The 25,438-nt window shown below is 71.7% G+C and carries 20 protein-coding genes; 11 read left to right on the plus strand and 9 right to left on the minus strand.

The window, feature by feature from the left end; all coding sequences use genetic code 11:
* The first annotated feature begins 34 nt into the window (after window positions 1-34).
* Entirely contained in the window at window positions 35-664 is a 630-nt protein-coding gene (locus OG982_RS09240; RefSeq protein WP_266788088.1) for a DUF4232 domain-containing protein, read from the plus strand.
* A gap of 165 nt (window positions 665-829) precedes the next feature.
* On the opposite strand, the gene OG982_RS09245 is transcribed toward OG982_RS09240, so the two are convergent.
* Together OG982_RS09245 and OG982_RS09250 are read right to left on the minus strand one after the other, a co-directional pair.
* Window positions 830-1,660: an ABC transporter ATP-binding protein gene (locus tag OG982_RS09245; RefSeq protein ID WP_266948277.1), complete on the minus strand. Its 831-nt coding sequence runs from the start codon at window positions 1,658-1,660 to the stop codon at window positions 830-832.
* A 140-nt stretch (window positions 1,661-1,800) separates the two neighbouring features.
* Entirely contained in the window at window positions 1,801-2,943 is a 1,143-nt protein-coding gene (locus OG982_RS09250; RefSeq protein WP_266788086.1) for a PP2C family protein-serine/threonine phosphatase, read from the minus strand.
* Between the two features lie 117 nt (window positions 2,944-3,060).
* Here OG982_RS09250 and OG982_RS09255 point away from each other — a divergent pair, with 117 nt between their 5' ends.
* Window positions 3,061-4,296 (plus strand): GNAT family N-acetyltransferase, encoded by a 1,236-nt coding sequence (locus tag OG982_RS09255; RefSeq protein ID WP_266788085.1) that lies wholly within the window; start codon window positions 3,061-3,063, stop codon window positions 4,294-4,296.
* Window positions 4,297-4,336: 40 nt separating this feature from the next.
* Here the strand turns inward: OG982_RS09255 and OG982_RS09260 are convergent, their stop codons facing one another.
* Both OG982_RS09260 and OG982_RS09265 read right to left on the minus strand, forming a co-directional pair.
* Window positions 4,337-5,143, minus strand: a complete 807-nt coding sequence (locus OG982_RS09260) for an Fpg/Nei family DNA glycosylase (RefSeq protein WP_266948278.1) — start codon at window positions 5,141-5,143, stop codon at window positions 4,337-4,339.
* A gap of 86 nt (window positions 5,144-5,229) precedes the next feature.
* Complete coding sequence (locus OG982_RS09265) at window positions 5,230-5,715, minus strand: ribose-5-phosphate isomerase (RefSeq protein WP_266948279.1); 486 nt, start codon at window positions 5,713-5,715, stop codon at window positions 5,230-5,232.
* A gap of 219 nt (window positions 5,716-5,934) precedes the next feature.
* Between OG982_RS09265 and OG982_RS09270 the strand changes: the two genes are divergently transcribed.
* Window positions 5,935-7,386, plus strand: coding sequence for an amino acid permease (locus OG982_RS09270; protein ID WP_266948280.1), 1,452 nt, complete (start codon window positions 5,935-5,937; stop codon window positions 7,384-7,386).
* A gap of 78 nt (window positions 7,387-7,464) precedes the next feature.
* Here OG982_RS09270 and OG982_RS09275 read toward each other — a convergent pair whose 3' ends face one another.
* The gene (locus OG982_RS09275) at window positions 7,465-8,046 is read right to left on the minus strand and encodes a biotin transporter BioY (protein ID WP_266788081.1); all 582 of its coding nucleotides are present in this window, start codon (window positions 8,044-8,046) and stop codon (window positions 7,465-7,467) included.
* A 323-nt stretch (window positions 8,047-8,369) separates the two neighbouring features.
* Between OG982_RS09275 and OG982_RS09280 the strand changes: the two genes are divergently transcribed.
* From OG982_RS09280 to OG982_RS09290, 3 genes are all read left to right on the plus strand, one after another.
* Window positions 8,370-9,767 (plus strand): amino acid permease, encoded by a 1,398-nt coding sequence (locus OG982_RS09280; protein WP_266788080.1) that lies wholly within the window; start codon window positions 8,370-8,372, stop codon window positions 9,765-9,767.
* 108 nt (window positions 9,768-9,875) lie between these two features.
* Window positions 9,876-11,279, plus strand: coding sequence for an amino acid permease (locus OG982_RS09285; protein ID WP_266788079.1), 1,404 nt, complete (start codon window positions 9,876-9,878; stop codon window positions 11,277-11,279).
* A 161-nt stretch (window positions 11,280-11,440) separates the two neighbouring features.
* Entirely contained in the window at window positions 11,441-12,097 is a 657-nt protein-coding gene (locus OG982_RS09290; protein ID WP_266788078.1) for a superoxide dismutase, read from the plus strand.
* A 123-nt stretch (window positions 12,098-12,220) separates the two neighbouring features.
* Here OG982_RS09290 and OG982_RS09295 read toward each other — a convergent pair whose 3' ends face one another.
* Window positions 12,221-12,868 (minus strand): DsbA family protein, encoded by a 648-nt coding sequence (locus OG982_RS09295; protein ID WP_266788077.1) that lies wholly within the window; start codon window positions 12,866-12,868, stop codon window positions 12,221-12,223.
* 126 nt (window positions 12,869-12,994) lie between these two features.
* Between OG982_RS09295 and pepN the strand changes: the two genes are divergently transcribed.
* Together pepN and OG982_RS09305 are read left to right on the plus strand one after the other, a co-directional pair.
* Window positions 12,995-15,550 carry an aminopeptidase N gene (pepN, locus tag OG982_RS09300; protein WP_266948282.1) on the plus strand — a complete coding sequence of 852 codons (2,556 nt, stop codon included), beginning with the start codon at window positions 12,995-12,997 and terminating at the stop codon, window positions 15,548-15,550.
* A 206-nt stretch (window positions 15,551-15,756) separates the two neighbouring features.
* Entirely contained in the window at window positions 15,757-16,719 is a 963-nt protein-coding gene (locus OG982_RS09305; RefSeq protein WP_266788075.1) for a hypothetical protein, read from the plus strand.
* On the opposite strand, the gene OG982_RS09310 is transcribed toward OG982_RS09305, so the two are convergent.
* On the minus strand, window positions 16,695-17,609 hold the full coding sequence (locus OG982_RS09310) for a pyridoxamine 5'-phosphate oxidase family protein (protein ID WP_266788074.1): 915 nt from the start codon (window positions 17,607-17,609) through the stop codon (window positions 16,695-16,697). The genes OG982_RS09305 and OG982_RS09310 overlap by 25 nt on opposite strands.
* Window positions 17,610-17,730: 121 nt before the next feature.
* Here OG982_RS09310 and OG982_RS09315 point away from each other — a divergent pair, with 121 nt between their 5' ends.
* Window positions 17,731-18,297, plus strand: a complete 567-nt coding sequence (locus tag OG982_RS09315) for a CGNR zinc finger domain-containing protein (RefSeq protein ID WP_266788073.1) — start codon at window positions 17,731-17,733, stop codon at window positions 18,295-18,297.
* Between the two features lie 274 nt (window positions 18,298-18,571).
* The gene (locus tag OG982_RS09320; RefSeq protein ID WP_266788072.1) at window positions 18,572-21,892 is read left to right on the plus strand and encodes a S8 family serine peptidase; all 3,321 of its coding nucleotides are present in this window, start codon (window positions 18,572-18,574) and stop codon (window positions 21,890-21,892) included.
* 89 nt (window positions 21,893-21,981) lie between these two features.
* Here the strand turns inward: OG982_RS09320 and OG982_RS09325 are convergent, their stop codons facing one another.
* Complete coding sequence (locus OG982_RS09325; RefSeq protein WP_266788071.1) at window positions 21,982-23,472, minus strand: M28 family metallopeptidase; 1,491 nt, start codon at window positions 23,470-23,472, stop codon at window positions 21,982-21,984.
* Between the two features lie 260 nt (window positions 23,473-23,732).
* On the opposite strand from OG982_RS09325, the gene OG982_RS09330 reads away from it, so the two are divergent.
* Window positions 23,733-24,761, plus strand: coding sequence for an aspartate-semialdehyde dehydrogenase (locus OG982_RS09330; RefSeq protein WP_266788070.1), 1,029 nt, complete (start codon window positions 23,733-23,735; stop codon window positions 24,759-24,761).
* Window positions 24,762-24,825: 64 nt separating this feature from the next.
* Here the strand turns inward: OG982_RS09330 and OG982_RS09335 are convergent, their stop codons facing one another.
* The gene (locus OG982_RS09335) at window positions 24,826-25,338 is read right to left on the minus strand and encodes a DUF1203 domain-containing protein (RefSeq protein WP_266788069.1); all 513 of its coding nucleotides are present in this window, start codon (window positions 25,336-25,338) and stop codon (window positions 24,826-24,828) included.
* Window positions 25,339-25,438: the final 100 nt, after the last annotated feature.

The following is a 25,438-nucleotide window of genomic DNA, read 5'->3' on the forward strand; positions in this document are numbered from 1 at the left end:
CCGCGCCGGCGGGGCCGCGTCGTAGGGTCTACGGATGATCGCGAAGCGGTGGGTGCGGGGGCTGGTCGGGGGCGTGATCGCCGTGGGCGCGGTGGCGGGGTGCGACGTGGCGCCCCCGCCGCCGTCCGCCCCGGGTCCGACGGCGGCGTCGTGGCCGCCGCGCGTGCAGCAGCCCTCGGGGCCGCAGCAGCCGTCGGGGCCGCCGCGCCCCTCGCAGGAGCCGTGCCCCGAGGGCGGCGTGCGGCTCCGCGAGGACGGCGGGGACGCCGCGATGGGGCTGCGGCTGTCCTCGGTCGCCCTGGTCAACTGCGGCGCGCAGCCCTACGTACTGGAGGGCTACCCGGAGATCCGGATCCTGGACAAGCAGGGCGCGCCGGTCGAGGTGTCGGTCGGCACCGGGACGAACGGGGTCACCACCTCCGTGACGGGCGTGGAGGCCTCCCCGCAGAAGGTGACGCTCCGCCCGGGCGCCGAGGCGACGTTCTCGATGGTCTGGCGCAACACGGTCACCGACACGACGGTCCCGGCGGCCGAGGGCTGGGAACTGGAGATCACCCCCCGCCCGGGCGCGCCCCGCGCACGGCTGCGCCTGACCCAGCCGATCGACCTCGGCAACACCGGCAAGCTCGGCTACGGTCCCTGGATCGCCCGGGCCACCCGCTGACCGCCTGACTCGGCGCGGCCCGGACCGGCGCCACGCCGACCGGTGTGCGCCCGGACGAGCGGCCGACGACCGACCCGAGCTCCGGACGGCCCTCTTCTCCCAGGTCACGCTCGTACACGAGCCGACCACTGGCCGGAACGCGGAAGTCCGACGCCCAGCGCCCCCCTAGGCCGCGGTCGGCACCGGGCCCGGGCCCGGGCCCGGGCCCGGGACCGGGCCCGTGAGCGCGGCCATCCGGGCGGCGATCGTCGCCGCCGAGGAACGCGGGAGGCGGTCCGCGAGGGCGCCGTCGGCGAGGAAGAGGACCTGGTCGGCGTGGGCCGCGGCCGACGGGTCGTGGGTGACCATGACCACGGTGGCCCCGAGGCTGTCGACGGCCGTCCTGAGCAGCGCGAGCACCTCGGCGGCGGTGGTGGTGTCGAGGGCGCCGGTCGGCTCGTCCGCGAAGACGACGTCGGGCCGGGTGACCAGCGCCCGGGCGATGGCGACGCGCTGCTGCTGCCCGCCGGAGAGCTCGGCGGGGCGGCGCCGGCCCTTGCCCTCCAGGCCGACGCGGGCGAGCAGGTCGGCGGCGCGGGCCCGGTCCTGGCGGCCGCCCGCCAGCCGCATCGGGAGCAGCACGTTCTGCTCCACGGTGAGGGAGGGCAGCAGGTTGAACGCCTGGAAGACGAAGCCGAGGCGGCTGCGGCGCAGTTCGGTGAGCTCGTTCTCGTCCATGCCGGTGATCTCGGTGCCGCCGAGGCGGACGGATCCGGCGGTGGGCAGGTCGAGCCCGGCCGCGCACTGCAGGAACGTGGACTTGCCGGAGCCGGACGGGCCCATCACGGCGGTGAAGCTGCCGCGCGGCAGGCTGAGGTCGATCCCGCGCAGCGCGTGCACGGCGCCGGGCCCGCGCCCGTACTCGCGCCGCACGCCCCGCAGCTCGACGGCGGGGGCCAGGGTGTCCCCGTACCCGTACGCGTCCTCGCGCTGCCGCCTGCTCCGCCGGAGCCCCATGGTGTGCCGCCTTCCGCGTTGGCCGTGCGCCGCCCGTCCGGGCCGACGGAGCCGACGCTACGGAGCCGGGCGGGGCCCCGGCCATGGCGGAGCCCGGGGGATCAACGGTCGGGAAAACCCCACCCCGCCCCTGAAGAGGCTCAGGCGGACCGGCGGATCAGCAGCAGCGCCCGGTCGTCGTTGACGTCCTTGGCCACCTTCTCGATCAGGTGCCAGGCCGCGCCCTCCCAGCCGGCGGCGACGTAGCGGTCGGCCTCGCCCGTGAGCCGGTCGATGCCCTCACTGATGTCGCGGTCGGCGGTCTCGACGAGGCCGTCCGTGAACAGCATCAGGACGTCGCCGGGGCGGAGGTTGCCCCGCTCGGGCTCGAACTCGGCGCCGTCGTAGACGCCGAGCAGCGGGCCCTCACCGGACTTCTCCTGCCAGCGGCCGGTGCCTGCCGAGAGCTGGAGGGCGGGGAGGTGTCCGGCGGAGAGGAGCTCGTAGTCGCCGGTCTCCAGGTCCAGAACGAGGTGGATGGAGGTGGCGAAGCCCTCGTCCCAGTCCTGGCGGAGCAGGTAGCCGTTGGCGGCGGGCAGGAAGCCGTGTGGGGGCAGCGCCCCGAGCAGCCCGCCGAAGGCCCCGGAGAGCAGCAGGGCTCGGGAGCCGGCCTCCATGCCCTTGCCGGAGACGTCGGTGAGGACGACCTCCAGGGTCCGGCCGCCGTTGGTGCGGGCGGCGACCACGAAGTCGCCGGAGAAGGACTGGCCGCCGGCCGGGCGCAGCGCCATCTCGCGGTGCCAGCCGCGCGGCAGTCCGGGCAGCTTGCTCTGGACCCGGATCCGTTCACGGAGGTCGAAGAGCATGGTGCCGCCGCGCCGCCAGGGCACGCCGACGCGGCTGCGGAACTGGGCGATGACCAGGCCGAAGAACCCGCAGGCGGCCACGACCAGGACGGTGCCGGGCGTGACCCGGGCCGGGCCCTGCGTGTACGGCCCGAGGACGAGAGCCTCGACGATCAGGGCGGCCGCGGAGGCCGCGTACAGCCCGAGCAGGCTGGCGGGGCGCAGCAGCAGACCGCCCGCGACGATCGGCAGGACGAGGGCGGAGGGCGAGAACCAGACCGGCAGCATCAGGGTGCCGCAGGCGATGGCGGGGACGGTCAGGAGCAGTCCGCCGAAGGCGAGCCAGTCGGAGGCGTCGCCGCGGAAGTAGTCGACGGCGGATTTGCGCAGGGCGGTGCGGGCCCGGTGCCACAGCATGCGCGTCCGGGCCAAGAGCGTCTCCACGCGTGCTCCGGCCATTGCTTCGGGACCTTATCCATCCTGGCTGTGCGTGTGCAGGGGTACCCCCGGACCGGGGGCCCGCGGCCGCTCGAAATCCCTTCGACTGGGACGGAATGCCCTGATAGGGATGGCCGTATGGCCCTTGAGATGCGCGTATTGCAGGCTGATGAGTGGGATGTCTGGTACGACCACCTGGAACTGGCGTTCGGTGGTGTGCCCGAGTCCCCCGAGGAGCGCGACCTCTACCGGTCGCTGACCGAACGAGAACGTTCGCTGGCGGTCTGGGACGGCGAGAGCTGTGTCGCTTCGGCCGGCGCCTTCTCCTTCCGCCTCTCGGTCCCGGGCGGCGCGCTGGTGCCCGCGGCCGGCGTCACCATGGTCGGCGTCGCGCCGACGCACCGCCGCCGCGGGGTGCTCACCTCGATGATGCGGCGCCAATTGGACGACATCCGGGCGGGTGGTGAGCCGCTCGCCGTGCTGACGGCCTCGGAGCCCGAGATCTACGGGCGGTTCGGCTACGGCACCGGCGCCTACTCCCTGTCGGTGGACATCGACACCACCCGCGTACGGCTCTGCGTGCCGCCGGGGACGGACGAGGTCCGGCTCCGTCTCGTCGACCCGGAGAAGGCCCTGCCCGACTGCGAGCGGGTCTACGCGCAGCTGCTGTCCCGGCGGCCCGGCATGACCGCCCGGCAGCCGGGCTGGGAGCGGCTGGGGCTGCTGGACCCGCCCTCGATGCGCGGCGGCGGGTCGCCGGTGAAGTGCGTGGTCGCCGAGCGGGAGGACGGCGAGGTGGTGGGGTACGCCCGCTACCGGGTCAAGCCTGACTGGGACCTGACCGGTTCGCAGGGCGCGGTCGTGGTCAACGACCTCGACGCCCTGGACCCGGCGGTGACGGCGGCGCTCTGGCGCTACCTGTTCGAGATCGACCTGACCTGGTCGGTACGGGCGACCAAGCGGCCGGTGGACGACCCGGTCCTGCACCTGGTCAGCGACGTCCGGCGGACCCGGCCGACCCAGCGTGACTCGCTGCACGTACGGCTCGTGGACCTCCCGGCCGCGCTGGAGGCGCGGACGTACGGGGCGCCGCTGGACGTGGTCGTGGAGGTCGAGGACGCGTTCTGCCCGTGGAACGAGGGCCGGTGGCGGCTGACGGCCGACGCGAAGGGCGCGGCCGCCTGCGTACGGACCGCGGACCCGGCCGATCTGGAGCTGTCCGTACGGGAGCTCGGCTCCGCCTACCTGGGCGGGACCTCCCTCACCTCGCTCGGTGCCGCCGGGCGGGTGCGCGAGCTGCGCGCGGGCGCCCTGCCGGAGGCCTCCCGGGCGTTCGCCGGGGACGTGGCCCCCTGGCTGCCGCACGGGTTCTAGGGCCAGGCTCCACTTTGACGACAGGCCCTGGACGGTGTCCCTAGCGCTGCTGGCAGCCGGGGCACCAGAAGAGGTTGCGGGCGGCGAGATCGGCGGTGCGGATCTCGTCCCCGCAGATGTGGCAGGCCATGTTCGCCCGCCGGTAGACGTACACCTCGCCCCCGTGGTCGTCGACGCGGGGCGGGCGGCCCATCGCCTCGGGCAGGTGCTCGTCACGGACGGTGTCGATCCGGTTGTTCCGCACGCCCTCGCGCATCAGGGCTGCCAGGTCGAGCCACATCGCGTCCCACTCGCCGCGCGTGAGGTCCTTGCCCAGGCGGTACGGGTCGATGCCGTGCCGGAAGAGGACCTCGGCGCGGTACACGTTGCCGACGCCCGCGACCACCTTCTGGTCCATCAGCAGCGCGGCGACGGTGGTGCGGGAGCGGGAGATCCGCTTCCAGGCCCGGTCGGGGTCGTCGGCGGGGCGCAGCGGGTCCGGGCCGAGCCGGTCGTGTATCGCCTTCTTCTCGCCCTCGCCGATCAGCGCGCAGGCGGTGGGGCCGCGCAGGTCGGCGTAGTGGTCCTCGTTGAGCAGGCGCAGCCGGACCGTGTCGGTGGCCGGGGGCGCCGGGGCGGGGCCGAAGCCGAGCTTGCCGAACAGGCCGAGGTGGATGTGGATCCAGGCGTCGCCGAGTTGCAGGAACAGGTGCTTGCCGTGCGCCTCGGCGCTCTCCAGCTCACGGCCGTCGAGCAGGGCCGCGCTCTGCGCGAACCGGCCCTGCGGGCTGCTGACCCGGACCGGGCGCGCGGCGAACCGCTCGGTGTGGTCCTGGGCGAGGCGGTGGATCGTATGCCCCTCGGGCACGGCTGCGCTCCTCGATCTTCCTCGATGGGTCCCGGAAACGAAACGGCCGTGCCGCCGGGGGCCCCGGCGGCACGGCGAGGCGGAAATCAGCCCTGCGGGTGGTGGGCCGGGATCGGGGGCAGCTCGCCGGTCCGCTCGTAGGCGGAGAGCATCTCGATGCGGCGGGTGTGGCGCTCCTCGTCGGAGTACGGGGTCGCCAGGAAGGCCTCGATGAAGGAGACGGCCTCGTCCTGCGTGTGCATCCGGCCGCCGACCGAGATGACGTTGGCGTTGTTGTGCTCGCGGCCGAGCTTCGCGGTCTCCACGCTCCAGGCGAGGATGGCGCGGACGCCCTTGACCTTGTTCGCGGCGATCTGCTCGCCGTTGCCGGAGCCGCCGATCACGATGCCGAGGCTGTCGGCGTCCGCGGCGGTCTTCTCCGCGGCGCGCAGGCAGAACGGCGGGTAGTCGTCCACCGCGTCGTAGATGTGGGGCCCGCAGTCGACGGGCTCGTGGCCGTTGTTCTTGAGCCAGTCCACCAAGTGGTTCTTGAGCTCAAAGCCGGCATGGTCGGATCCGAGGTACACGCGCATGGGTCGAGTGTGGCACGAGGGGGTTGTCCGGGCCGCAACGGGTGTCGCGTAAGTCACTTCTAAAGCTCAAGTAAACCCAAAGAACGCAGATGGGACACGGCGGGACCTCCGTCTTGGACGTTCGTCCCATCGCAACGATCCGGACTGAGGTCTTCCGTCTTGCGTTCATCTCAGGTTTGAATGCCGGGGCTCGCAACCCGAGAACCTAAGGATCCGTCCATGAGCTCCACGACGACCCTGCAGAAGGCAGGCGACCCCACCGGCAACCCCGGTGACGGCCAGTCCTCCGATGGTCTGAAGGCCGGTCTCAAGAACCGCCACCTGTCCATGATCGCCATCGGCGGCGTCATCGGCGCCGGCCTCTTCGTCGGCTCCGGCGGCGGCATCGCCAAGGCCGGCCCCGCCATCCTCGTCTCGTACGCACTCGTCGGCGCCATGGTCGTCTTCGTGATGCGGATGCTCGGCGAGATGGCCGCCGCCAGCCCGAACTCGGGCTCCTTCTCCGCGTACGCCGACCGTGCGCTCGGCCGCTGGGCCGGTTTCTCCATCGGCTGGCTGTACTGGTTCTTCTGGGTCGTCGTGCTGGCCGTCGAGGCCACCGCCGGCGCCGTCATCCTCGAAGGCTGGGTCCCGGCCGTCCCGCAGTGGGCCTGGGCGCTGATCGTGATGGCGGTCCTGACCGTCACCAACCTCGGCTCGGTCGCCTCATACGGCGAGTTCGAGTTCTGGTTCGCGGGCATCAAGGTCGTCGCCATCGGCGCGTTCGTGGTCATCGGCATGCTGGCCGTCTTCGGCGTGCTGCCGGGCTCGGACAACCCGGGCGCGGGCTTCGCGCACCTGACCGACGCGGGCGGGTTCATGCCCAACGGCTGGGGCTCGATCCTCACCGGTGTGCTGATGGTCGTCTTCTCCTTCATGGGCAGCGAGATCGTCACGCTGGCCGCCGGCGAGTCCGAGAACCCGCGGCGCGCGGTCACCAAGGCCACCAACTCGGTGATCTGGCGCATCGGCGTCTTCTACCTGGGTTCGATCTTCATCGTCCTGACGCTGCTGCCGTGGAACGACGAGTCGATCGTCAAGAAGGGCTCGTACGTCGCCGCCCTGGACTCGATCGGCATCGCGCACGCCGGTCAGATCATGAACGTGATCGTCCTGACGGCCGTGCTGTCCTGCCTGAACTCGGGCCTGTACACCGCTTCCCGCATGGCGTTCTCGCTGGGCGAGCGCGGTGACGCCCCGAAGGCCTTCGCCAAGGTCAACAAGAAGGGCGTCCCGACGGCCGCCATCCTGGGCTCCGTGGTCTTCGGCTTCGTCGCCGTGTACTTCAACTACGCGTTCAAGGACACCGTCTTCAACTTCCTGCTGAACTCCTCGGGTGCGATCGCGCTCTTCGTGTGGCTGGTCATCTGCCTGACCCAGCTGCGGATGCGCAAGATCCTGGTCCGCGAGGCGCCGGAGAAGCTGACGGTCAAGATGTGGCTGTTCCCGTACCTGACGTGGGCCACCGCCGCGATGATCAGCTTCGTCCTGGCCTACATGGTCTACGACAAGGACAACCGCGAGACGGTGATGCTGTCGCTGCTCGTCGCGGCCGTGGTGCTGGTCATCGGCGTGGTGCGCGACAGGCGCCGCAAGGCCGTCGCCGCCTCCGCCGCCTCCGTCGAGGCGTAACCTCCGCGGCACCCCGCCCGCACAGCACGCAGCCCCGGACCGCCGATCGCGGTCCGGGGCTGCTGTGTACACGGGGTGCTACGCGCGCCCGATCAGCTTCCACGTGGCCGGCAGCAGGCCCATGGCCAGCGCCGCCTTGAGGGCGTCGCCGATCAGGAACGGGGTCAGGCCCGCCGCGACGGCCGCGCCGAAGGACATGCCGGTGGACAGCGCCAGGTACGGCACGCCCACCGCGTAGATCAGCGCGGAGCCCAGCACCATCGTGCCCGCCGTACGGAGCGCCGAGCGGTCGGCGCCGCGCCGGGCGAGGGCGCCGACGACGGTGGCGGCGAGCAGCATGCCGAGGACGTAGCCGAAGGAGGCGCCGCCCGCGCCCGAGGTGCCGCCCGCGAACCACGGCACGCCGGCCATGCCGACGAGCGCGTACAGGGCGAGCGAGAGGAAGCCGCGGCGGGCGCCGAAGGCGGTACCGACCAGCAGGGCCGCGAAGGTCTGGCCGGTGACGGGGACCGGGGAGCCGGGGACGGGCACGGCGATCTGCGCGGCCAGGCCGGTGAGCGCGGCTCCGCCCACGACGAGCGCGATGTCGCGGACGCGGCTCGCGGGCAGCAGGTCGGCGAGGACGGCGCCGGGGCGGAAGGAGACGGAAGCAGTGCTCATCAGGGGGCTCCGCGGGGTGAGGGGTGGGGTGACGGGACGATCACCGACGCTAGCCCCGGGCCGGGCGCCGCCCCACAGTCGTCCGGGACAAAGCCCTGCTCACCGCTTTGGTGGGGAGTGCACAAAGAAGCCGGTTCACACCCGAGTCACAGTGATCCGCGTCACGAGTCAGATCAGACCGCAAAACCGTTTTGCGCGGATGGGGCGCATCCGGTGAGACTGTAGGGTCCCGCCAATCCCTCACAGCCGACCACCGGCACGTCCCCCCAGCCGGCCCCAGCCGGGCCCCGCCGCCGCCGAGCACGAGAGTACGAGCACCCCTCATGCGCGACCCCCTGCCCGAAGCACCTCCCCTCACGGCCGAACTGCCCGCGGAACCCCTCAGTCACAGCCTCAAGCAGCGTCACCTGACGATGCTGGGCCTCGGTGGCGTGATCGGCGCCGGGCTCTTCGTCGGCTCCGGCGCCGGCATCGGCATCGCCGGTCCGGCGATCATCTGCTCGTACCTGCTCGCGGGCGCCCTCGCCATGCTGGTGATGCGGGCGCTCGGCGAGATGTCGGCTGCGATGCCCGCCTCCGGCTCGTTCTCCGTGTACGCGCACAAGGCGCTGGGCCGCTGGGCCGGCTTCTCCGCGGGCTGGCTCTACTGGTTCCTGCTCGTCGTGGTGCTGGCCGTGGAGGCCACCGGCGCCGCGAAGATCGCGAACGGCTGGCTGCCCTCGGTCGACCAGTGGGTCTGGGTGCTGATCTTCATGGTGGTCTTCACCGTGAGCAACCTGGCCGCCGTGAAGAACTTCGGCGAGTTCGAGTTCTGGTTCGCGGCCCTCAAGGTCGGCGCGATCGTGCTGTTCCTGATCCTCGGCACCCTGGCGATCTTCGGCCTGCTCCCGGACACCGACCCGGTCGGGATGGCCAACCTCACCGGACAGGGCGGCTTCTTCCCCGAGGGCTTCGGCGGCGTGGTCGCCGGCATGCTCGCCGTCATCTTCGCCTTCGGCGGCCTGGAGGTCGTCACCATCGCGGCTGCCGAGTCCGACAACCCGGCCAAGTCCGTGGCCCGCGCGGTGCGCAGCGCCGTGTGGCGCATCCTCTTCTTCTACGTCGGCTCGATGCTGGTCATCGTGACCCTGCTGCCGTGGGACTCGCTGGAGCCGGGGCAGAGCCCGTACGTCGCCGTCCTGGACTCCATCGGCATCCCGGCGGCCGGCCAGATCATGAACATCGTGGTGTTCGTGGCGCTGCTGTCGGCGCTCAACGCCAACCTGTACGGGTCCTCGCGCATGGTGTTCTCGCTGGCCGAGCGGGGCGAGGCGCCCAAGGCGCTGCTGAAGGTGTCGGGCGGCGGGGTGCCGCGCCGGGCCGTGTTCGCCTCGGTGGCCTTCGGCTTCGTGTCGGTGGTGCTGAACCTGCTGTGGCCGGACACGGTGTTCCTCTACATGCTCAACGCGGTCGGCGCGGTGCTGCTGTTCGTGTGGGCGCTGATCGCCGTCTCGGAGCTGCGGCTGCGGCGCGTCCTGGAGCGGGACATGCCGGAGCGCCTGACGCTGCGGATGTGGTGCTTCCCGTACCTGACGTGGGTGGCGCTGATCGGCATGGCGGCGGTGCTGGTGCTGATGCTGTTCGACGACTCGGCGCGGCCGCAGCTGCTGTGGTCCTCGGGCGCGGCCGGCGCCGTCCTGCTGGTGGCGTGGATCAGGGAGCTCCGGGCCCGGCGGGCCTGAGGTTCCCGGCCCGGGTTCGCGGCCCGGTTCGCGGCCCGGTTCGCGGCCCACCGTCCGCATATTGGACAGCGAGTGTTCGATAAACGGACGGTGGGCAGTATGGCCCTCATGAGTCAGAGCACCATCACACCCCCCGAGCAGCAGCAGGCGGCACCCGGATCCGGGTCTCCCCTCGGCAACGGCCTCAAGCAGCGCCACCTTTCGATGATCGCCCTCGGCGGGGTCATCGGCGCCGGACTCTTCGTCGGCTCCGGCGCCGGCATCGCCGCCGCGGGCCCGTCGATCGTGATCGCGTACGCCGCGTCCGGTCTGCTCGTGATGTTCGTGATGCGGATGCTCGGCGAGATGTCCGCGGCGAACCCCGCCTCCGGCTCCTTCTCGGTCCACGCCGACCGGGCCATCGGCCCGTGGGCCGGGTTCACGGCCGGCTGGATGTTCTGGACGCTGCTGTGCGTCGGCGTGGCGATCGAGGCGATCGGCGCGGCGCACATCATGACGGGCTGGTTCCCGGGCACCCCGTCCTGGGTGTGGGTGCTCGCCTTCATGGCGCTGTTCTGCGGTTCCAACCTGGCCGCCGTCTCCAATTTCGGCGAGTTCGAGTTCTGGTTCGCCGCCCTGAAGATCGGCGCGATCGCGCTGTTCCTGGGCCTGGGCGTGCTGGCCGTCCTGGGCCTGCTGCCCGGCACCTCCTCCCCCGGTACCGCGAACCTGCTGCACGACGGCGGCTTCCTGCCCAACGGGGTGGACGGCCTGCTGGTCGGCCTGCTCGCCTCGGTCGTCGCGTACGGCGGGCTGGAGACGGTGACCATCGCGGCCGCCGAGTCGGAGAACCCGGTCAAGGGCGTGGCCAAGGCCGTGAAGACCACCATGTGGCGGATCGCGATCGTCTACGTCGGCTCGATGCTGATCATCGTCACGCTGCTGCCGTGGAACGACCCGGCGGTGGTCGGGAACGGCCCGTACGCCGCCACCCTGGACCACCTGGGCATCCCGGGCGCCGGCCAGATCATGAACGTGGTCATCCTGGTGGCCCTGCTGTCCGCGATGAACGCCAACATCTACGGCTCCTCGCGCATGGCCTACTCCCTCGTCTCCCGGGGCCAGGGTCCGAAGGCGCTGGGCAAGGTCACCGGCCGGGTGCCGCGGCGCGCGGTGCTGGCCTCGTCGGGCTTCGGCTTCGTCACCGTGCTGCTGTCGTACTGGTACCCGGACACCCTGTTCGCCTGGCTGCTGAACATGGTCGGCGGGGTCATCCTCGTCGTCTGGGGCTTCATCGCGGTCTCCCAGTTCGTGCTGCGCCGGCGGCTGGAGCGGGAGGCGCCCGAGAAGCTGGTCGTGAAGATGTGGGGCTTCCCGTACCTGACGTGGGTGGCACTGGCCGGGGTGGCCGGCGTGCTCGCGCTGATGGCGATGGACGGGGACACCCGGGTCCAGGTGATCTTCACCGGCGGCCTGACGGTCGCCCTCGCGGTCACCGGCTACGTCATGCAGCGCCGGGCGGCCAAGGCCTGACGCTCCCCCAGATCCCCGGTGGGCCCCTGTGCGAAGGCACGGGGGCCCACCTGCATTTTAGGCAGGTAACCCTTACATGTGAGCCGGAATAGATACTGCTAGCGTGCAGTTGCGCATGTGTTGCAATAAGAACTTGGCACGCCGAGGGGACCGGATTACGCATGGCCATCTACACGCTTCCTGAGCTTCCTTACGACTACGCGGCGCTGGAGCCGGTGATCAACCCGCAGATCATCGAGCTCCACCACGACAAGCACCACGCGGCCTACGTCACGGGCGCCAACAACACGCTGGAGCAGCTGGCGGAGGCCCGTGACAAGGAGAACTGGGGCGCACTGAACGGGCTGGAGAAGAACCTCGCGTTCCACCTCTCCGGCCACATCCTGCACAGCATCTACTGGCACAACATGGCCAGCCCGAAGACCGGCGAGGGCGGCGGCGAGCCCACCGCCGCCGACGGCCTGGGCGAGCTCGCGGACGCCATCACCGAGTCCTTCGGCTCCTTCGCCAAGTTCAAGAAGCAGCTGACCTTCGCGTCCTCCGCCACCCAGGGCTCCGGCTGGGGCGTGCTCGCGTACGAGCCCGTCAGCGGCCGCCTGGTCGTCGAGCAGGTCTACGACCACCAGGGCAACGTCGGTGTGGCCAGCACCCCGATCCTGGTCTTCGACGCCTGGGAGCACGCCTTCTACCTTCAGTACAAGAACCAGAAGGTGGACTTCATCGAGGCCATGTGGAACGTCGTCAACTGGCAGGACGTGGCCAAGCGCTACGCCGACGCCAAGGCGAACACCCCGCTGCTGATCCCCGTCAAGGGCTGACCTGCCCCACCGGACCCGCCCGCCTCGTGATCGTCTTCTCAGCCTTCGCGTGCGGGCGTGCAGAGCGGAAGACCCCCGTGAGGACGTGACTCACGGGGGTCTTCTGTGTGCACTGCCGGTCGGCTACTCGAAGCTGGGGCCCTTGGTGCGGGTCCGCTTGATCTCGTAGAAGCCGGGGGTGGAGGCGACCATCAGGGTGCCGTCCCACAGCCGGGCGGCGGCCTCGCCGCGCGGGGCCGGGGTGACGACCGGGCCGAAGAAGGCCACGTCCTCGCCGTCGGCGCCGGGAACGGAGATCACCGGGGTGCCGACCTCCTGGCCGACCCGGTCGATGCCGTCGTTGTGCGAGGCGCGCAGCACCTCGTCGTACTCGTCGGAGTCGGCGTACGCGAGCAGTTCGGCCGGCAGGTCGAGCGCGGCCAGCGCCTCGGCGATCACCTCGCGGGTCGCGCCCTTGTCCTCGTTGTGGATGCGGGTGCCGAGCTCGGTGTACAGCTTGCCCGTTATCTCGTCGCCGAACTTCTGCTGGGCCGCGACGACCACGCGCACCGGCGCCCAGCCCTTGGGGCCGAGCAGCTCGCGGTAGCGCTCGGGCAGCTCGTCGAGCCGGTTCTCGTTCAGGACGGCGAGGCTCATCACGTGCCAGCGCACCTCGACGTCGCGGACCTTCTCGACCTCCAGCATCCAGCGGGACGTCATCCAGGCCCAGGGGCACAGCGGGTCGAACCAGAAATCGACCGGGGTCTTCTCGCGCACCTGGGTGTCGGACATGTCTCTCCTCACGTCGCTCAGGGCTTCCGTCGCCCCGTTTCCCCCAGGCCAACCAGCACGGGGGCGCACGCATTCCCCATGGGAGTATTCGGTCGAAGGAACGCGACCACGCACGAAGGAGTGCACGTGCCCGGAGAGAATCTGTCCCGTGACGAGGCCCGCGAGCGGGCCGAGCTGCTGTCCGTCGACGGGTACGAGGTGGTGCTCGACCTGAGGTCCGCCGTGGAGGAGGCCGAACCGGCCGAGGGTCCCCGGACCTTCCGCTCGGTGACGACCGTCCGATTCCGGGCCGCGGCCCCCGGTACCGCCACCTTCGCGGACCTGATCGCCCCCTCCGTGAACACGGTGACCCTCAACGGGCGCGCGCTGGACCCGGCCGCCGTCTTCGACGGGGCGCGGATCGCCCTCGACGGGCTGGAGTCCGAGAACGTCCTGGTGGTGGACGCGAACTGCGCGTACAGCCGGACCGGCGAGGGCATGCACCGCTTCGTCGACCCGGAGGACGGCGAGGTCTACCTCTACACCCAGTACGAGCCGGCCGACGCCCGGCGGGTGTACGCGAACTTCGAGCAGCCCGACCTGAAGGCGCCGTACCGCTTCGAGGTGAGCGCGCCCGAGGGCTGGCAGGTCTGGAGCAACGGCGCGGAGGAGTCCCGCGAGGGCGGCACCTGGCGGTTCGCGCAGACCGCGCCGATCTCCACGTACATCACCTGTGTGGTGGCGGGCCCGTACCACTACGTGACGGACACCTACACCCGCGGGGACCTGACTGTCCCGCTGGGCGCGATGTGCCGCAAGGGTCTGGCGAAGCACTTCGACGCGGACGAGATCTTCCTGGTCACCAAGCAGGGCTTCGACTTCTTCCACGAGCACTTCGACTACCCGTACCCCTTCGGGAAGTACGACCAGGCGTTCGTGCCGGAGTACAACCTGGGCGCGATGGAGAACCCGGGGATGGTGACCTTCCGCGAGGAGTACATCTTCCGCGGCCAGGTGACGCGGGCCCAGTACGAGCGCCGGTGCAACACGATCCTGCACGAGATGGCGCACATGTGGTTCGGCGACCTGGTCACCATGAAGTGGTGGGACGACCTCTGGCTGAAGGAGTCCTTCGCGGACTTCATGGGCACCTTCTCGCAGGTGGAGGCGACCCGCTTCGACCAGGCGTGGGTCACCTTCGCCAACAACCGCAAGGCATGGGCGTACCGGGCCGACCAGCTGCCGTCCACGCACCCGGTCACGGCCGACATCCGTGACCTGGAGGACGCGAAGCTGAACTTCGACGGGATCACCTACGCCAAGGGCGCGGCGGTGCTCAAGCAGCTCGTCGCGTACGTCGGGCGGGAGGCGTTCCTGGAGGGCGCACGGCGCTACTTCAAGGCCAACGCGTACGGGAACACCACCCTGGACGACCTGCTGTCGGTGCTCGGCGAGGTGTCCGGGCGGGACATGGCCGAGTGGTCGCGGGCGTGGCTCCAGACGGCGGGCGTGAACACGCTGACGCCGGTGGTGACCTACGACGCGGGCGGCCGGGTCACGGAACTTGCCGTGGCTCAGGAGGGTGACGAGCTCCGTCCGCACCGGGTGGCCGTGGGCCTGTACCGGGTGGACGCCGACGGGAGCCTGGTGCGCTACGCCCGGGCGGAGGCCGATGTCGCGGGGGCCCGCAGCGTGGTCGCCGAGCTGGCCGGCCAGGAGCGGCCCGACCTGGTGCTGGTCAACGACGACGACCTGACGTACTGCAAGGTGCGCTTCGACGAGGGCTCGCTGGCGACGCTGCGCTCGCACCTGGGCAGTGTCACGGACCCGCTGGCGCGGGCGCTGTGCTGGTCGGCCCTGTGGAACATGACGCGTGACGCGCTGATGCCCGCACGGGACTTCGTCTCGCTGGTGCTCGCCCACGCGGGTCGCGAGAGCGACGTCGGCGTGCTCCAGATGCTGCACGCGCAGGCGCTCGGCGCGGTCACGCACTACGCGGCGCCCGAGTGGCGCGAGCAGGGCGGGCGGGTGCTGGCGGCGTGCGCGCTGCAGGAGCTGCGCTTCGCCGAGCCGGGTTCGGAGCACCAGCTGACCTGGGCCCGCTTCTTCGCGGCGAGCGCGACGTCGGAGGGCGACTTCCAGCTGCTGCTGGGGCTGCTGGAGGGTTCGGCTCGGATCGACGGGCTGGAGGTGGACCAGGAGCTGCGCTGGGACTTCCTGCTGCCCCTGGCGGCGCACGGCGCGGTGGACGAGGGCGTCCTGCGGGCCGAACTCGGGCGCGACGACACGGCGTCGGGCAAGCGGCACCAGGTGCGCTGCCTGGCGGCGCGGCCGTCGGCGGCCGTGAAGGACCAGGCCTGGGCGGCGGTGGTCGAGTCGGACGCGCTGTCGAACGCGCTGGTGGAGGCCACCATCTCGGGCATGCAGCAGCCCTCGCAGCGGGCGCTGCTGGCCGGGTACGCGCAGCGGTACTTCGAGGCCATCGAGCGGGTCTGGGACGAGCGGTCGATCCAGATCGGCATGGACGTGGTGAAGGGGCTGTATCCCGCGCTGCAGGACGACGCGGCGACGCTGGACGCGACGGACGCGTGGCTCACGGCCCACGCGGACGCGGCCCCCGCGCTGCGGCGGCTGGTCCTGGAGTCCCGCGACGACCTGGCCCGGGCGCTGCGCGGCCAGGCCTGCGACGCGGCCGCGGGCTGACGCCGGCGGACGGTGCGTGACGGGGCGTGACGGGGCGGGGCCGGTTCGGTCCCGCCCCGGTTGCGTGGGGGCCGCGTGGGGCAGCCATGGACCGCTGCGCAGTGTCGGCAGTCGAACGCCCGTACTTTAGTGCGGGCTTGTCCCGATTTGTCGACGGGAACGTAACAGGGGTTAGCAAGCCCTCGGACAGCGGGAATCTCCGCGTCATGAACCACAACGCACCCCTCCCCCTCGCCCACCTCACCGGCACCCGCCCCCGCGTCCTGAGCCTCGCCCAGCTCCGCGAGCACGGCGTCACCGCCTCCGACGCCGCCGGCCGACCCTGGCAGCAGATCCTGCCCGGGGTGTTCCTGCTCCACTCCGGCCCCGCGACCAGCGAGGAGCGGCTGCACGCGGCCCTGCTGTACGCCGGCCGGCGCGGCAACGACGAGGCCATGATCACCGGCCTGGCGGCCCTCGCCCTGTACCGGTTCGCCTCCGCCCCCGCGCTCCTCGCGCTCTCCCACATCGACGTGCTCGTCCCGAACACCCGCCGCCTGCGCTCCACCGGGGACGTCCGGATCGTCCGCGCGCACACCCCGCCCCAGCCCGTCGAGGTGACCGGCCTGCCCGTCGCGCCGGTGGCCCGCGCGGTCGCGGACGCCGTCGCCGGACTCTCCGACGCCGGCACCGTACGGCGGCTGCTCAGCGAGGCCGTGCGCGCCGGGCACTGCGAACCGGCAGCCGTCGTACGGGAGCTGACGGTGGCCCGGCTGCTGAACCGGCCCCACGTCGTGGACGCCGTCGAGTCGCTCCTGGCCGAGGGCCGGGCCATCGCCGAGGACCGGCTCTACCAGGTCGTACGCGGCTACGACCTTCCCGAGCCGGTGTGGAACGTGGACCTTCGCCTGCCGGGCGGCCCGCACCTCGGCGGGGTCGACGCGTACTGGCCCGAGCAGGCCGTCGCCGTCGAGATCGACACCCGGGCCCCGCGCCAGGGCGAGGACGAGCAGTTCTCCGAGTGCGTCCGCAAGCGGGAGACCCTGGAGCGGCTCGGGGTGACCGTCATCCACCTCACCCCGCGCAAGCTCCGCGACTGGCCCGAGCAGCAGGCCTCGGTGATCCGGACCGCCCTGACGGCCTCCGGCGACCGCGAACCGGCGGCCTACCTCGTCGTACTGCCCAGGTGAGGCGGCGACGACGGCACGACCGGCGGGTTGGCCGGCGAGTACTCCGGGGCGCTCCACAGCAGCCGCCCCGGGTGCAGGCCCTCCACCACCGCGTCGACGAAGAAGCGGACCCGGCGCTCCCCGCCCGCCCCGAACTCCGGCCGGGCCCGCCCGCTGAGCTGGAGCACCGCCCCGCTCTCCCAGTCGGGGAACAGCAGCCCCGCCCGCGGATCGGCGGTCAGGTTCCCCAGGGTCAGGAACATCGCGTTGCCCGCGTAGTCCGGCCAGGACAGCTCGCCCGGCGCGTGCACCTCGACGAACCCCGGCAGGCCGCCCCGGTGACTGGCCTCGACGCCGTCCTCGGCGGCCGTGGCGACGAAGAAGGTGTCGGCGGCGCGGACGGCCCGCTCCTGGTCGGGGACGAGCGCGTCCCCGCGCCGCACGACACCGGCTCCTTGGGCGGCGAGCGCCAGCGGCTGCCGCTTCTGCAGGTACTTCGGGCAGTTTCCGAAGACGCGCCCCGCCGCGACGGCGAACCCGCCCGGCGCCGCCTCGTCGAGGGTCCCGTTCAGCCGCAGCCGGCGGCGGGTGCGCGGGTCGAGGGAGATCGTCCCGACCCGGGTCCCGGCCGTGGCCAGTGCCCCGGCGAGCGGGTCGCCGTCCGGCAGGCCGCCCGCGACCGCGATCCGGTCCGGGGCGGTGGCTCGTACGAAGCCGGGGGCGGCAGTGAGCAGCGAGGCCCACAGGCGCCCCGCGCCGTCGGCGGCGCCGACGACGAGGTGCGGCTGGCGGGCGAGGAACGCCGCCGCGGCGAGCGGGATGTCCGGGCCGATCGAGCGGCCGACGTGGTCGGCGAGCTCTCGTACGCCGAGCCGGTCCTGCACGGCCAGCGAGCCCCAGTGGTACGCCATGGCTCCGCTCCTTCCACCCCCTGAAACCTAACCCTCTAAATCAAAAATAACGGTTAGGGCGGCGAGCGTCAACCGTTCACGTACTCTTGAGGGGTTAGTCGGCGCCACGGGAGGCAGGACCATGACGGCACGCACGGCGGATCCGCGCCCGCTGACCGGGGAGCCGCTCGCCCTGGACCTGCTGAACACCCGCTGGGCCGCCGACGGCGAGCCGCTGGACCTGTTCGCCGGGGCCGCCGGGCTGAGCCGGGTCGAAGGCCTCGCCGTCTGGCTGGAGAGCGTGGGGCTGGCCGGCCGTTTCCGCGCCGACGCCGCAACCCTCGTCCACCTGCTGACCGCCCGCGAGGCGCTGGCGCGCGCAGTCGCCGACCCCGCCGACGAAAGCGCCCGCCGGCTGATCGACGCCGTTCTCGAACACGGCCGGATCCGCGCCACCCTCACCGCCGAAGGCCCGGGCGAGCGCGCCGAGTTCAACGACCCGGCCTGGGGCCCGGCCTGGCTCGCCGCCCGCGACTACCTCGGCCTGCTCGCCTCCGCGCCCGACCGGATCCGCGAATGCGCCTCCCCGGCCTGCGTGCTGCACTTCCACGACACCTCGCGCAACGGCACCCGGCGCTGGTGCTCCATGGCGGCGTGCGGAAACCGGGCCAAGGCCTCCCGCCACTACGCGCGCACGCGCGAGCGCTGAAGGCGCGAAAGTTGTCACACCGGACCCCCGACGAAACCCCGCCGGGGGTCTGCCGTGTGGCCGTTAAGTCGATAAATCGACTACCCAGACCCTGGGTTTGATACCACTCTGCCCCGGTACGGGGCCGCTGGCGCATTCTCCGCACTGGCGAGTCTCCGCCATGACAGGTATCGGTCAATGACAACCCTCCCCAAAGAGCTGTCACTTGCGCAAAGCTGACCGGTCATCCGGCACCGAAATCCGGACCGTATCTTTCACTTAGCCAGGGATGCTGATGACCCTCGAATCCCCCAGCTCCATATCCGGGGCCAGACGTGTGGCCCGTGTCGCGGCAGCCGCGGGCCTCGTGGCCGCGCTGTGCACGGCCGGAGCCATGCCGGCCTTCGCCGCCGGCACCACCGACGGCCCGGGGAGCCCCACGCCGGTCAAGTCGGCGGACCAGAAGCTCGGTTCGGCCGACGCCGAGCTCCTGCAGGAGGCCAAGGCCAAGGGCGACAAGACCGTCACCGTGATGGTGGCGACCGCCCCCGGCGAGACCAAGCAGGTCGCCCAGCAGCTCGACGCCGTCCAGGGCGCCTCGGTGGGCCAGACGTACGACAAGCTCGGCTACGTACGCGCCACCCTGCCCACGGACAAGGCCGAGACCGCGCTGAAGGCGGCCGCCAAGCTGTCCTCCGTGCACGGCATCGACCTGCGGCACGAGATCCAGCTGCCGGACCCGCGCCCGTCCTCGGACCGCGAGACCGGCACGGCCAAGAAGACCTCCGAGTCCTACGCGGCCCCGGACAAGAACACCCCGGCGAAGAACCCGTACAACCCGTCCTTCGAGACCGGCGCGGTGGACTTCGTCAAGCAGAACCCGCAGGCCGACGGCCGCGGCGTGACCATCGGCATCCTGGACTCGGGCGTCGACCTCGGCCACCCGGCGCTCCAGAAGACCACCACCGGCGAGCGCAAGATCGTCGACTGGGTCACCGCGACCGACCCGATCGCGGACAACGACGCGACCTGGCGCCCGCAGATCACCCCGGTCACCGCCACCGGCGGTTCCTTCACCGCCGGCGGCCAGAGCTGGAAGGCCCCCGAGGGCAGCTTCCAGTGGAGCCGCTTCAGCGAGTCGATCACCGCCACCGGTGACATGAAGGGCGACGTCAACCGCGACGGGGACACCACCGACCGGTTCGGCATGCTCTACGACGCCGCCGCCGGCACCGTCCGCGTCGACACCGACCAGGACGGCGACTTCACGAACAACGAGCCGATGAAGCCGTACAAGGACGGCTACCAGGTCGGCTACTTCGGCAAGGACAACCCTGCGACCGACGTCGCCGAGCGCATCCCGTTCGTGATCGAGATCCGCAAGGACGTCCCGATGGACCCCTTCGGGGGCGACTGGGTCGGCAAGAAGGCCGACTTCGTCAACATCGGCATCATCGAGTCGGAGCACGGCACGCACGTCGCCGGCATCACCGCCGCCAACAGCCTCTTCGGCGGCAAGATGAACGGCGAGGCGCCCGGCGCGAAGATCGTCTCCTCGCGCGCCTGCACCTGGTCCGGCGGCTGCACCAACATCGCGCTGACCGAGGGCATGATCGACCTCGTCGTCAACCGCGGCGTGGACATCGTCAACATGTCCATCGGTGGCCTGCCGGCGCTGAACGACGGCAACAACGCCCGCTCCGAGCTCTACAAGAACCTCATCGACACCTACGGTGTCCAGCTCGTCATCTCGGCGGGCAACGAGGGCCCGGGCGTGAACACCATCGGTGACCCCGGCCTCGCCGACAAGGTCATCTCGGTGGGCGCCGCGGTCTCCAAGGAGACCTGGGCCGCCAACTACGGCTCCGGCGTGGCCAAGAAGTACAACATGTTCCCCTTCTCCTCGCGCGGTCCGCGTGAGGACGGTGGCTTCACGCCCACCATCACCGCCCCCGGCGCGGCCATCAACACCATCCAGACCTGGCTGCCCGGCGCACCCGTGAAGGAGGCCGGCTACGACCTGCCGGCCGGTTACGGCATGCTCCAGGGCACCTCGATGTCCTCCCCGCAGGCGGCGGGCGCCAGCGCCCTGCTGATCTCGGCCGCGAAGCAGCACAACATCGCGCTCAAGCCGGCCGGCCTGCGCGTGGCGCTGACCAGCACCGCGAAGAAGATCGCCGACGTCCCGGCGCACGCCCAGGGCTCCGGTCTGATCGACATCGTCGAGGCGTGGGAGTCCATCCAGCGCGACGCGAAGGCCAACGAGTTCACCGTCAAGGCCCCGGTCGACACCGCGATCGACCAGTTCCTGAAGACCCCGGGCTTCGGCACCGGCCTCTACGACCGCGAGGGCGGCCTCAAGGTCGGCCAGAAGAAGGTCTACGACGTCGTCGTCACCCGCACCACCGGCGTCAAGTACGGTACCCGGCACAACCTGAGCTGGCGCAACAACGACGGCACGTTCAAGGTCATCGGCGGCTACGACTACGTCACGCTGCCCCTGAACAAGCCCGTCACCATCAAGGTCGAGGCCAAGGCCACGTCGGCCGGCGTCCACAGCGGCATCCTGCAGCTGGACGACGAGACCACCGAGGGCATCGACAAGCAGATCCTGACCACGGTCGTCGCCGCCACCCCGCTGGCGAAGCCGTCGTTCACGATGTCGGACACCTCCTCGGTGCAGCGCAACAGCCACAAGTCCTACTTCGTGACCGTCCCGCAGGGCGCCAAGACCCTTGAGGTCGCCCTCGGCGGTCTGAAGCCGGGCAGCCAGACGCGCTTCATCTCGATCCACCCGTACGGCGTGGGCGTCGAGGACAGCGCGACGACCCAGTGCTACCCGAACTACGACAACCCGGCCAACACCTGCCGCCCCGACCTGCGCTCGTACGCCGAGCCGACGCCGGGCGTCTGGGAGATCGAGGTCGAGTCGCGCCGTACGTCGCCGCTGCTCGACAACCCGTACCGGCTGGACGTCAGCGTCCTCGGTGCGGCCTTCGACCCGGCGGTCAAGGTGCTGCCCGAGGTCAAGCAGGGCACCGCGGCCCCGGTCCAGTGGACCGTCAAGAACGACGCCGCGGCCATCTCCGGCGGCAAGCTCCAGGGCGGCTCGCTCGGTTCCGCGAAGGTCGCCAAGCCGACCATCGCCAACGGTGAGACCCAGACCAGCACCGTCACCATCGGCGAGGGCGTCTCCCGCCTCGACGTGGCCATCGGTGGCGTCTCCGACACCGGTGCCGACCTCGACCTCACCGTCCTCAAGGACGGCGTGAAGGTCGGCTCGTCCGCCGACGGCGACTCCGAGGAGTCCGTCAGCCTGGTCAACCCGGCCGCAGGCACCTACACCATCGAGGTGGCGGGTTACGCGGTTCCGGCCGGCACCACCACGTACAACTACCGCGACGTGTACTTCTCGTCCGCCCTGGGCTCCGTCCAGGTCGACGAGGCCGCCGCGGTGAACCTCGCCAACGGCGCCACCGCGTCCGTCTCGGCGAAGGTCCTGGCCACTGCCCCGGCCCCCGAGGGCCGTCAGTTCTTCGGCGAGGTCAAGCTGCTCAACGGCCGCGGCACCGCCGCCGGCACCGGCAGCGTCCAGATCGAGAAGGTCCTCCCGTAACGGGTGACCGGCTGATCGCATGACGGAGGGGCGGGCGCCCGGATCGGACGCCCGCCCCTTCGCCGTTCCCCCCTCGGGAGCGCTGCCTGTTACTTGCCCAGCGAGCGCAGGTCCTGGGCGTAGGTGCCGACCGCGTGGGCGATCACGTCCAGGTTGGTGTCGAAGGCCTTGAGGTCGAGGTTCTTCAGGTTGTCGCCCGCCCCGTGGTAGTTCGGGTCGTACGCGGCGCCGGCCGTGCCCCCGTACCGCTTGGCCTGCTCGGCGGTCTTGATGCCCTCGGCGCCGGTGAAGGTGCCGCCGGCCGGGATGCCGTTCGCGATGAACGGGCCGTAGTCGGAGCGGCCGTCGAAGTCGCTGCCCTCGTGCGGCTTGCCCTTCCTGTCGAGGAAGCCGTTGATCAGCGCCTCGATCTGCGCGGAGCCGGCCGGGCCCGCGCCCGAGCCGGTCTTGTCCGAGTCGTCGCCGTCGTAGACGAACTGCACCGGGTTCGGCGAGGCGATCATGTCGAAGTTCAGGTACAGCGCGATGTCCTTCTTCTGCTTCTCGGACAGCTGCGCGACGTAGTGCTCGGAGCCCAGCAGGCCCAGCTCCTCCGCCGACCACCAGGCGAACCGCACCTTGTTGGCGGTCCCCTTGCCCTTCTTGTTGGCGCCCTCGTCGGCGAGCCGCAGGGCCACCTCCAGCAGGCCGGCCGAGCCGGAGCCGTTGTCGTTGATGCCCGGGCCCTCGGGGACCGAGTCCAGGTGCGCGCCGACGGTGACGACGCGGTCGGAGCGGCCGCCCTTCGTCTCGGCGATCACGTTGCGGGTGGTCTTCTTCACGTGCTCCTGGTCGAGGTCCAGGCGTACCTTCACCTCGCCCTGGGCGGCGGCCGCGGCCAGCGCCTCGCCGTCCGCCAGGGTGATCCCGGCGCTGGGGATCAGGCCCTCGGCCGGCGAGGAGAACCCGCCGCGGACCGGGGTGGTGCCGCTGTGGTTGTAGACGATGACGCCGATCGCGCCGGCCGCCGCGGCGGCGTTCTGCTTCTCCACGAAGGTGCAGGTCCCGCGCTTGACCAGGGCGATCTTGCCGGTGAAGGCGCCCGCCGGGTAGTCGTCGGCGGTGCAGCCGGGGGTCTCGTCGACCCGGGCGAGCGCGAGCGGCGCGGTCAGCCCGGCCGCCGGGGTGGACTTGGTGAAGGTGAACGCGGCGGTGGCCAGCTCGCGCGGCTGCGCGCCGAGGACGGTGGTCTTCTCCGTCTTCGTGTGCGCCTCGTAGATGTCGAAGTCCTGGTACGAGACCTGGTACCCGGCCTTCTTCAGCGTGTCGTGGACGTACGCGGCGGAGGCCAGGTGGCCGGGCGTGCCGGCGGCCCGGTTGCCGCCGTTGGCGTCGGCGATCTGCTGGAACTTCGCCAGGTGGCGGTAGGCCCCGCGCGCGGTGACCTCCTCCACCAGCTCCTTGGCCAGCTTGCCCGGGCGCCGGTCGGGCCCGTGGGCGGCGGCCGGGGTGGCGGTCAGCAGGACGGGTGCGGCGACGGCGGCGGCCGCGAGGGCGGCGAGCGCCGGTATGGACCGGCGGCGGTGGCGGATGGCGCGCACGGTGGTTCTCCCCGAGGTAGGCGGTTCGTTCTGCGGTCGGCCGTGTCCGGACAACGGACACGACAGACCGGACGCTAACCGGCCGCGACCAGGCAAAACGGGTGTTCGGGGGCCGTGCAACACGCCCGCCACGGACTCGTCACACGGGTTAACGCCGGGGACACCGTCCGTACCTCGGACAATGGATTGGACAAGCCTCGTGGGGTCGAACGCATGATGGCTGTACGCGCGCCCGCGTCGTACGTACCAAAGGAGTCACCGTGAGGGTCGGAATCGTCGGAGCCACCGGACAGGTCGGCGGAGTCATGCGCGGCATCCTCGCCGAGCGGAAGTTCCCGGTGGACGAGCTGCGGCTGTTCGCCTCGGCCCGTTCCGCGGGCTCCACCCTGGAGTGGGAGGGCCGCGAGATCACCATCGAGGACGCCTCCGCGGCCGACTACTCCGGCCTGGACATCGTGCTGTTCTCGGCGGGCGGCGCCACCTCGCGCGCCCTCGCGGAGAAGGTCGCCTCGCAGGGCGCCGTCGTGATCGACAACTCCTCCGCCTGGCGCGGCGACCCCGAGGTGCCGCTGGTCGTCTCCGAGGTCAACCCGCACGCGATCAAGAACCGCCCCAAGGGCATCATCGCGAACCCGAACTGCACCACCATGGCCGCGATGCCGGTGCTGCGCCCGCTGCACGACGAGGCCGGTCTGACCGCGCTGGTCGCCACCACCTACCAGGCCGTGTCCGGCTCGGGCCTGGCCGGCGTGGCCGAGCTCAAGGGCCAGGCCTGCGCCGTCTCCGAGGCCGCCGACCAGCTCACCTTCGACGGCGGCGCCGTGGACTTCCCCGAGCCGCAGGTCTACAAGCGCCCGATCGCCTACAACGTGGTCCCGCTCGCGGGCAACCTGGTCGACGACGGCTCCTTCGAGACCGACGAGGAGCAGAAGCTCCGCAACGAGTCCCGCAAGATCCTGGAGATCCCGGAGCTCAAGGTCTCGGGCACCTGCGTGCGCGTGCCGGTCTTCTCGGGCCACTCCCTCCAGGTCAACGCCCGCTTCGCGCGCCCGATCGGCGTGGAGCGCGCGGTCGAGCTGCTGACGGGCGCGCCGGGCGTGGAGCTCTCGGAGATCCCGACCCCGCTCCAGGCCGCCGGCCGGGACGCCTCGTACGTGGGCCGCATCCGCGTGGACGAGACGGTCGAGAACGGCCTCGCGCTGTTCCTGTCGAACGACAACCTGCGCAAGGGCGCCGCGCTGAACGCGGTCCAGATCGCCGAGCTCGTCGCCGAGGAGCTGCGCGGCTGATTCCGCGGCCGTGGTGAAGGGGCGGCACCGGTCGGTGCCGCCCCTTCCGCGTGCGCGAACCTGGTCAGGTCCGCCTGCGGGCCTCGAAGAGGAAGCAGCCGAACTCGACCGCGCGGACGTGCACGAGGGCGACGGCCGGGTCGGCGAACGCCTCGGTGAGGGCCGCCTCGATCTGCGCGTCGGGGTCGGCGGCCAGGGTGAGCACGCGGCCGCCGAGGATGTGCCCCGCGGCGTCGTAGCGGCGGGCGGCGCGCAGGGCGCCGGGATGGGCGAAGGGGTACCCGGACTCCGCCGCCGGACCGCCGCAGTCGGCGGCGTGGACGAAGACCGGGCCCTGCTCGTCGTACGCGCCCGGGTCCACCCCGCGCTCCGCGGCCCAGCGGCGCAGCGGCGCGTACGAGACGAGGGCGATCCGCTCGCCGGGCCGGCTGCGGCGCAGGCAGCAGCGCAGCGGGGCGCCGCCCTCGGGGTCCTCGTACGGGAGGGCGGGGCGCCCGGCGTCGTCGCGGACGCGCAGGGCGACGAGCACGGCGGGGGCGATCGGGAGCACGGTGTGCGGCGTCGTGGTGGTGGTCATACGCACCAGGGTGCGCGGCCGGAGCGGGTGAAGCTGGCGGAAATCGGACGTCGCGTTCGGGGCCCGCGTTCGCTCGTGGATTACCCCGGGGCGGTGAGGG

It is taken from the genome of Streptomyces sp. NBC_01551 (assembly GCF_026339935.1).
Taxonomy (GTDB): domain Bacteria; phylum Actinomycetota; class Actinomycetes; order Streptomycetales; family Streptomycetaceae; genus Streptomyces.

Bases quoted from the DNA above. Each gene is read 5' to 3' on its own strand.
- OG982_RS09245 (WP_266948277.1), bottom strand. From the start codon at position 1,660: ATGGGGCTCCGGCGGAGCAGGCGGCAGCGCGAGGACGCGTACGGGTAC.
- OG982_RS09295 (WP_266788077.1), bottom strand. From the start codon at position 12,868: ATGTCCGACACCCAGGTGCGCGAGAAGACCCCGGTCGATTTCTGGTTC.
- OG982_RS09335 (WP_266788069.1), bottom strand. From the start codon at position 25,338: ATGACCACCACCACGACGCCGCACACCGTGCTCCCGATCGCCCCCGCC.
- OG982_RS09290 (WP_266788078.1), top strand. From the start codon at position 11,441: ATGGCCATCTACACGCTTCCTGAGCTTCCTTACGACTACGCGGCGCTG.
- OG982_RS09255 (WP_266788085.1), top strand. From the start codon at position 3,061: ATGGCCCTTGAGATGCGCGTATTGCAGGCTGATGAGTGGGATGTCTGG.
- OG982_RS09280 (WP_266788080.1), top strand. From the start codon at position 8,370: ATGCGCGACCCCCTGCCCGAAGCACCTCCCCTCACGGCCGAACTGCCC.
- OG982_RS09265 (WP_266948279.1), bottom strand. From the start codon at position 5,715: ATGCGCGTGTACCTCGGATCCGACCATGCCGGCTTTGAGCTCAAGAAC.
- OG982_RS09305 (WP_266788075.1), top strand. From the start codon at position 15,757: ATGAACCACAACGCACCCCTCCCCCTCGCCCACCTCACCGGCACCCGC.
- OG982_RS09270 (WP_266948280.1), top strand. From the start codon at position 5,935: ATGAGCTCCACGACGACCCTGCAGAAGGCAGGCGACCCCACCGGCAAC.
- OG982_RS09250 (WP_266788086.1), bottom strand. From the start codon at position 2,943: ATGGCCGGAGCACGCGTGGAGACGCTCTTGGCCCGGACGCGCATGCTG.
- OG982_RS09240 (WP_266788088.1), top strand. From the start codon at position 35: ATGATCGCGAAGCGGTGGGTGCGGGGGCTGGTCGGGGGCGTGATCGCC.
- OG982_RS09275 (WP_266788081.1), bottom strand. From the start codon at position 8,046: ATGAGCACTGCTTCCGTCTCCTTCCGCCCCGGCGCCGTCCTCGCCGAC.
- OG982_RS09320 (WP_266788072.1), top strand. From the start codon at position 18,572: ATGACCCTCGAATCCCCCAGCTCCATATCCGGGGCCAGACGTGTGGCC.
- OG982_RS09310 (WP_266788074.1), bottom strand. From the start codon at position 17,609: ATGGCGTACCACTGGGGCTCGCTGGCCGTGCAGGACCGGCTCGGCGTA.
- OG982_RS09285 (WP_266788079.1), top strand. From the start codon at position 9,876: ATGAGTCAGAGCACCATCACACCCCCCGAGCAGCAGCAGGCGGCACCC.
- OG982_RS09315 (WP_266788073.1), top strand. From the start codon at position 17,731: ATGACGGCACGCACGGCGGATCCGCGCCCGCTGACCGGGGAGCCGCTC.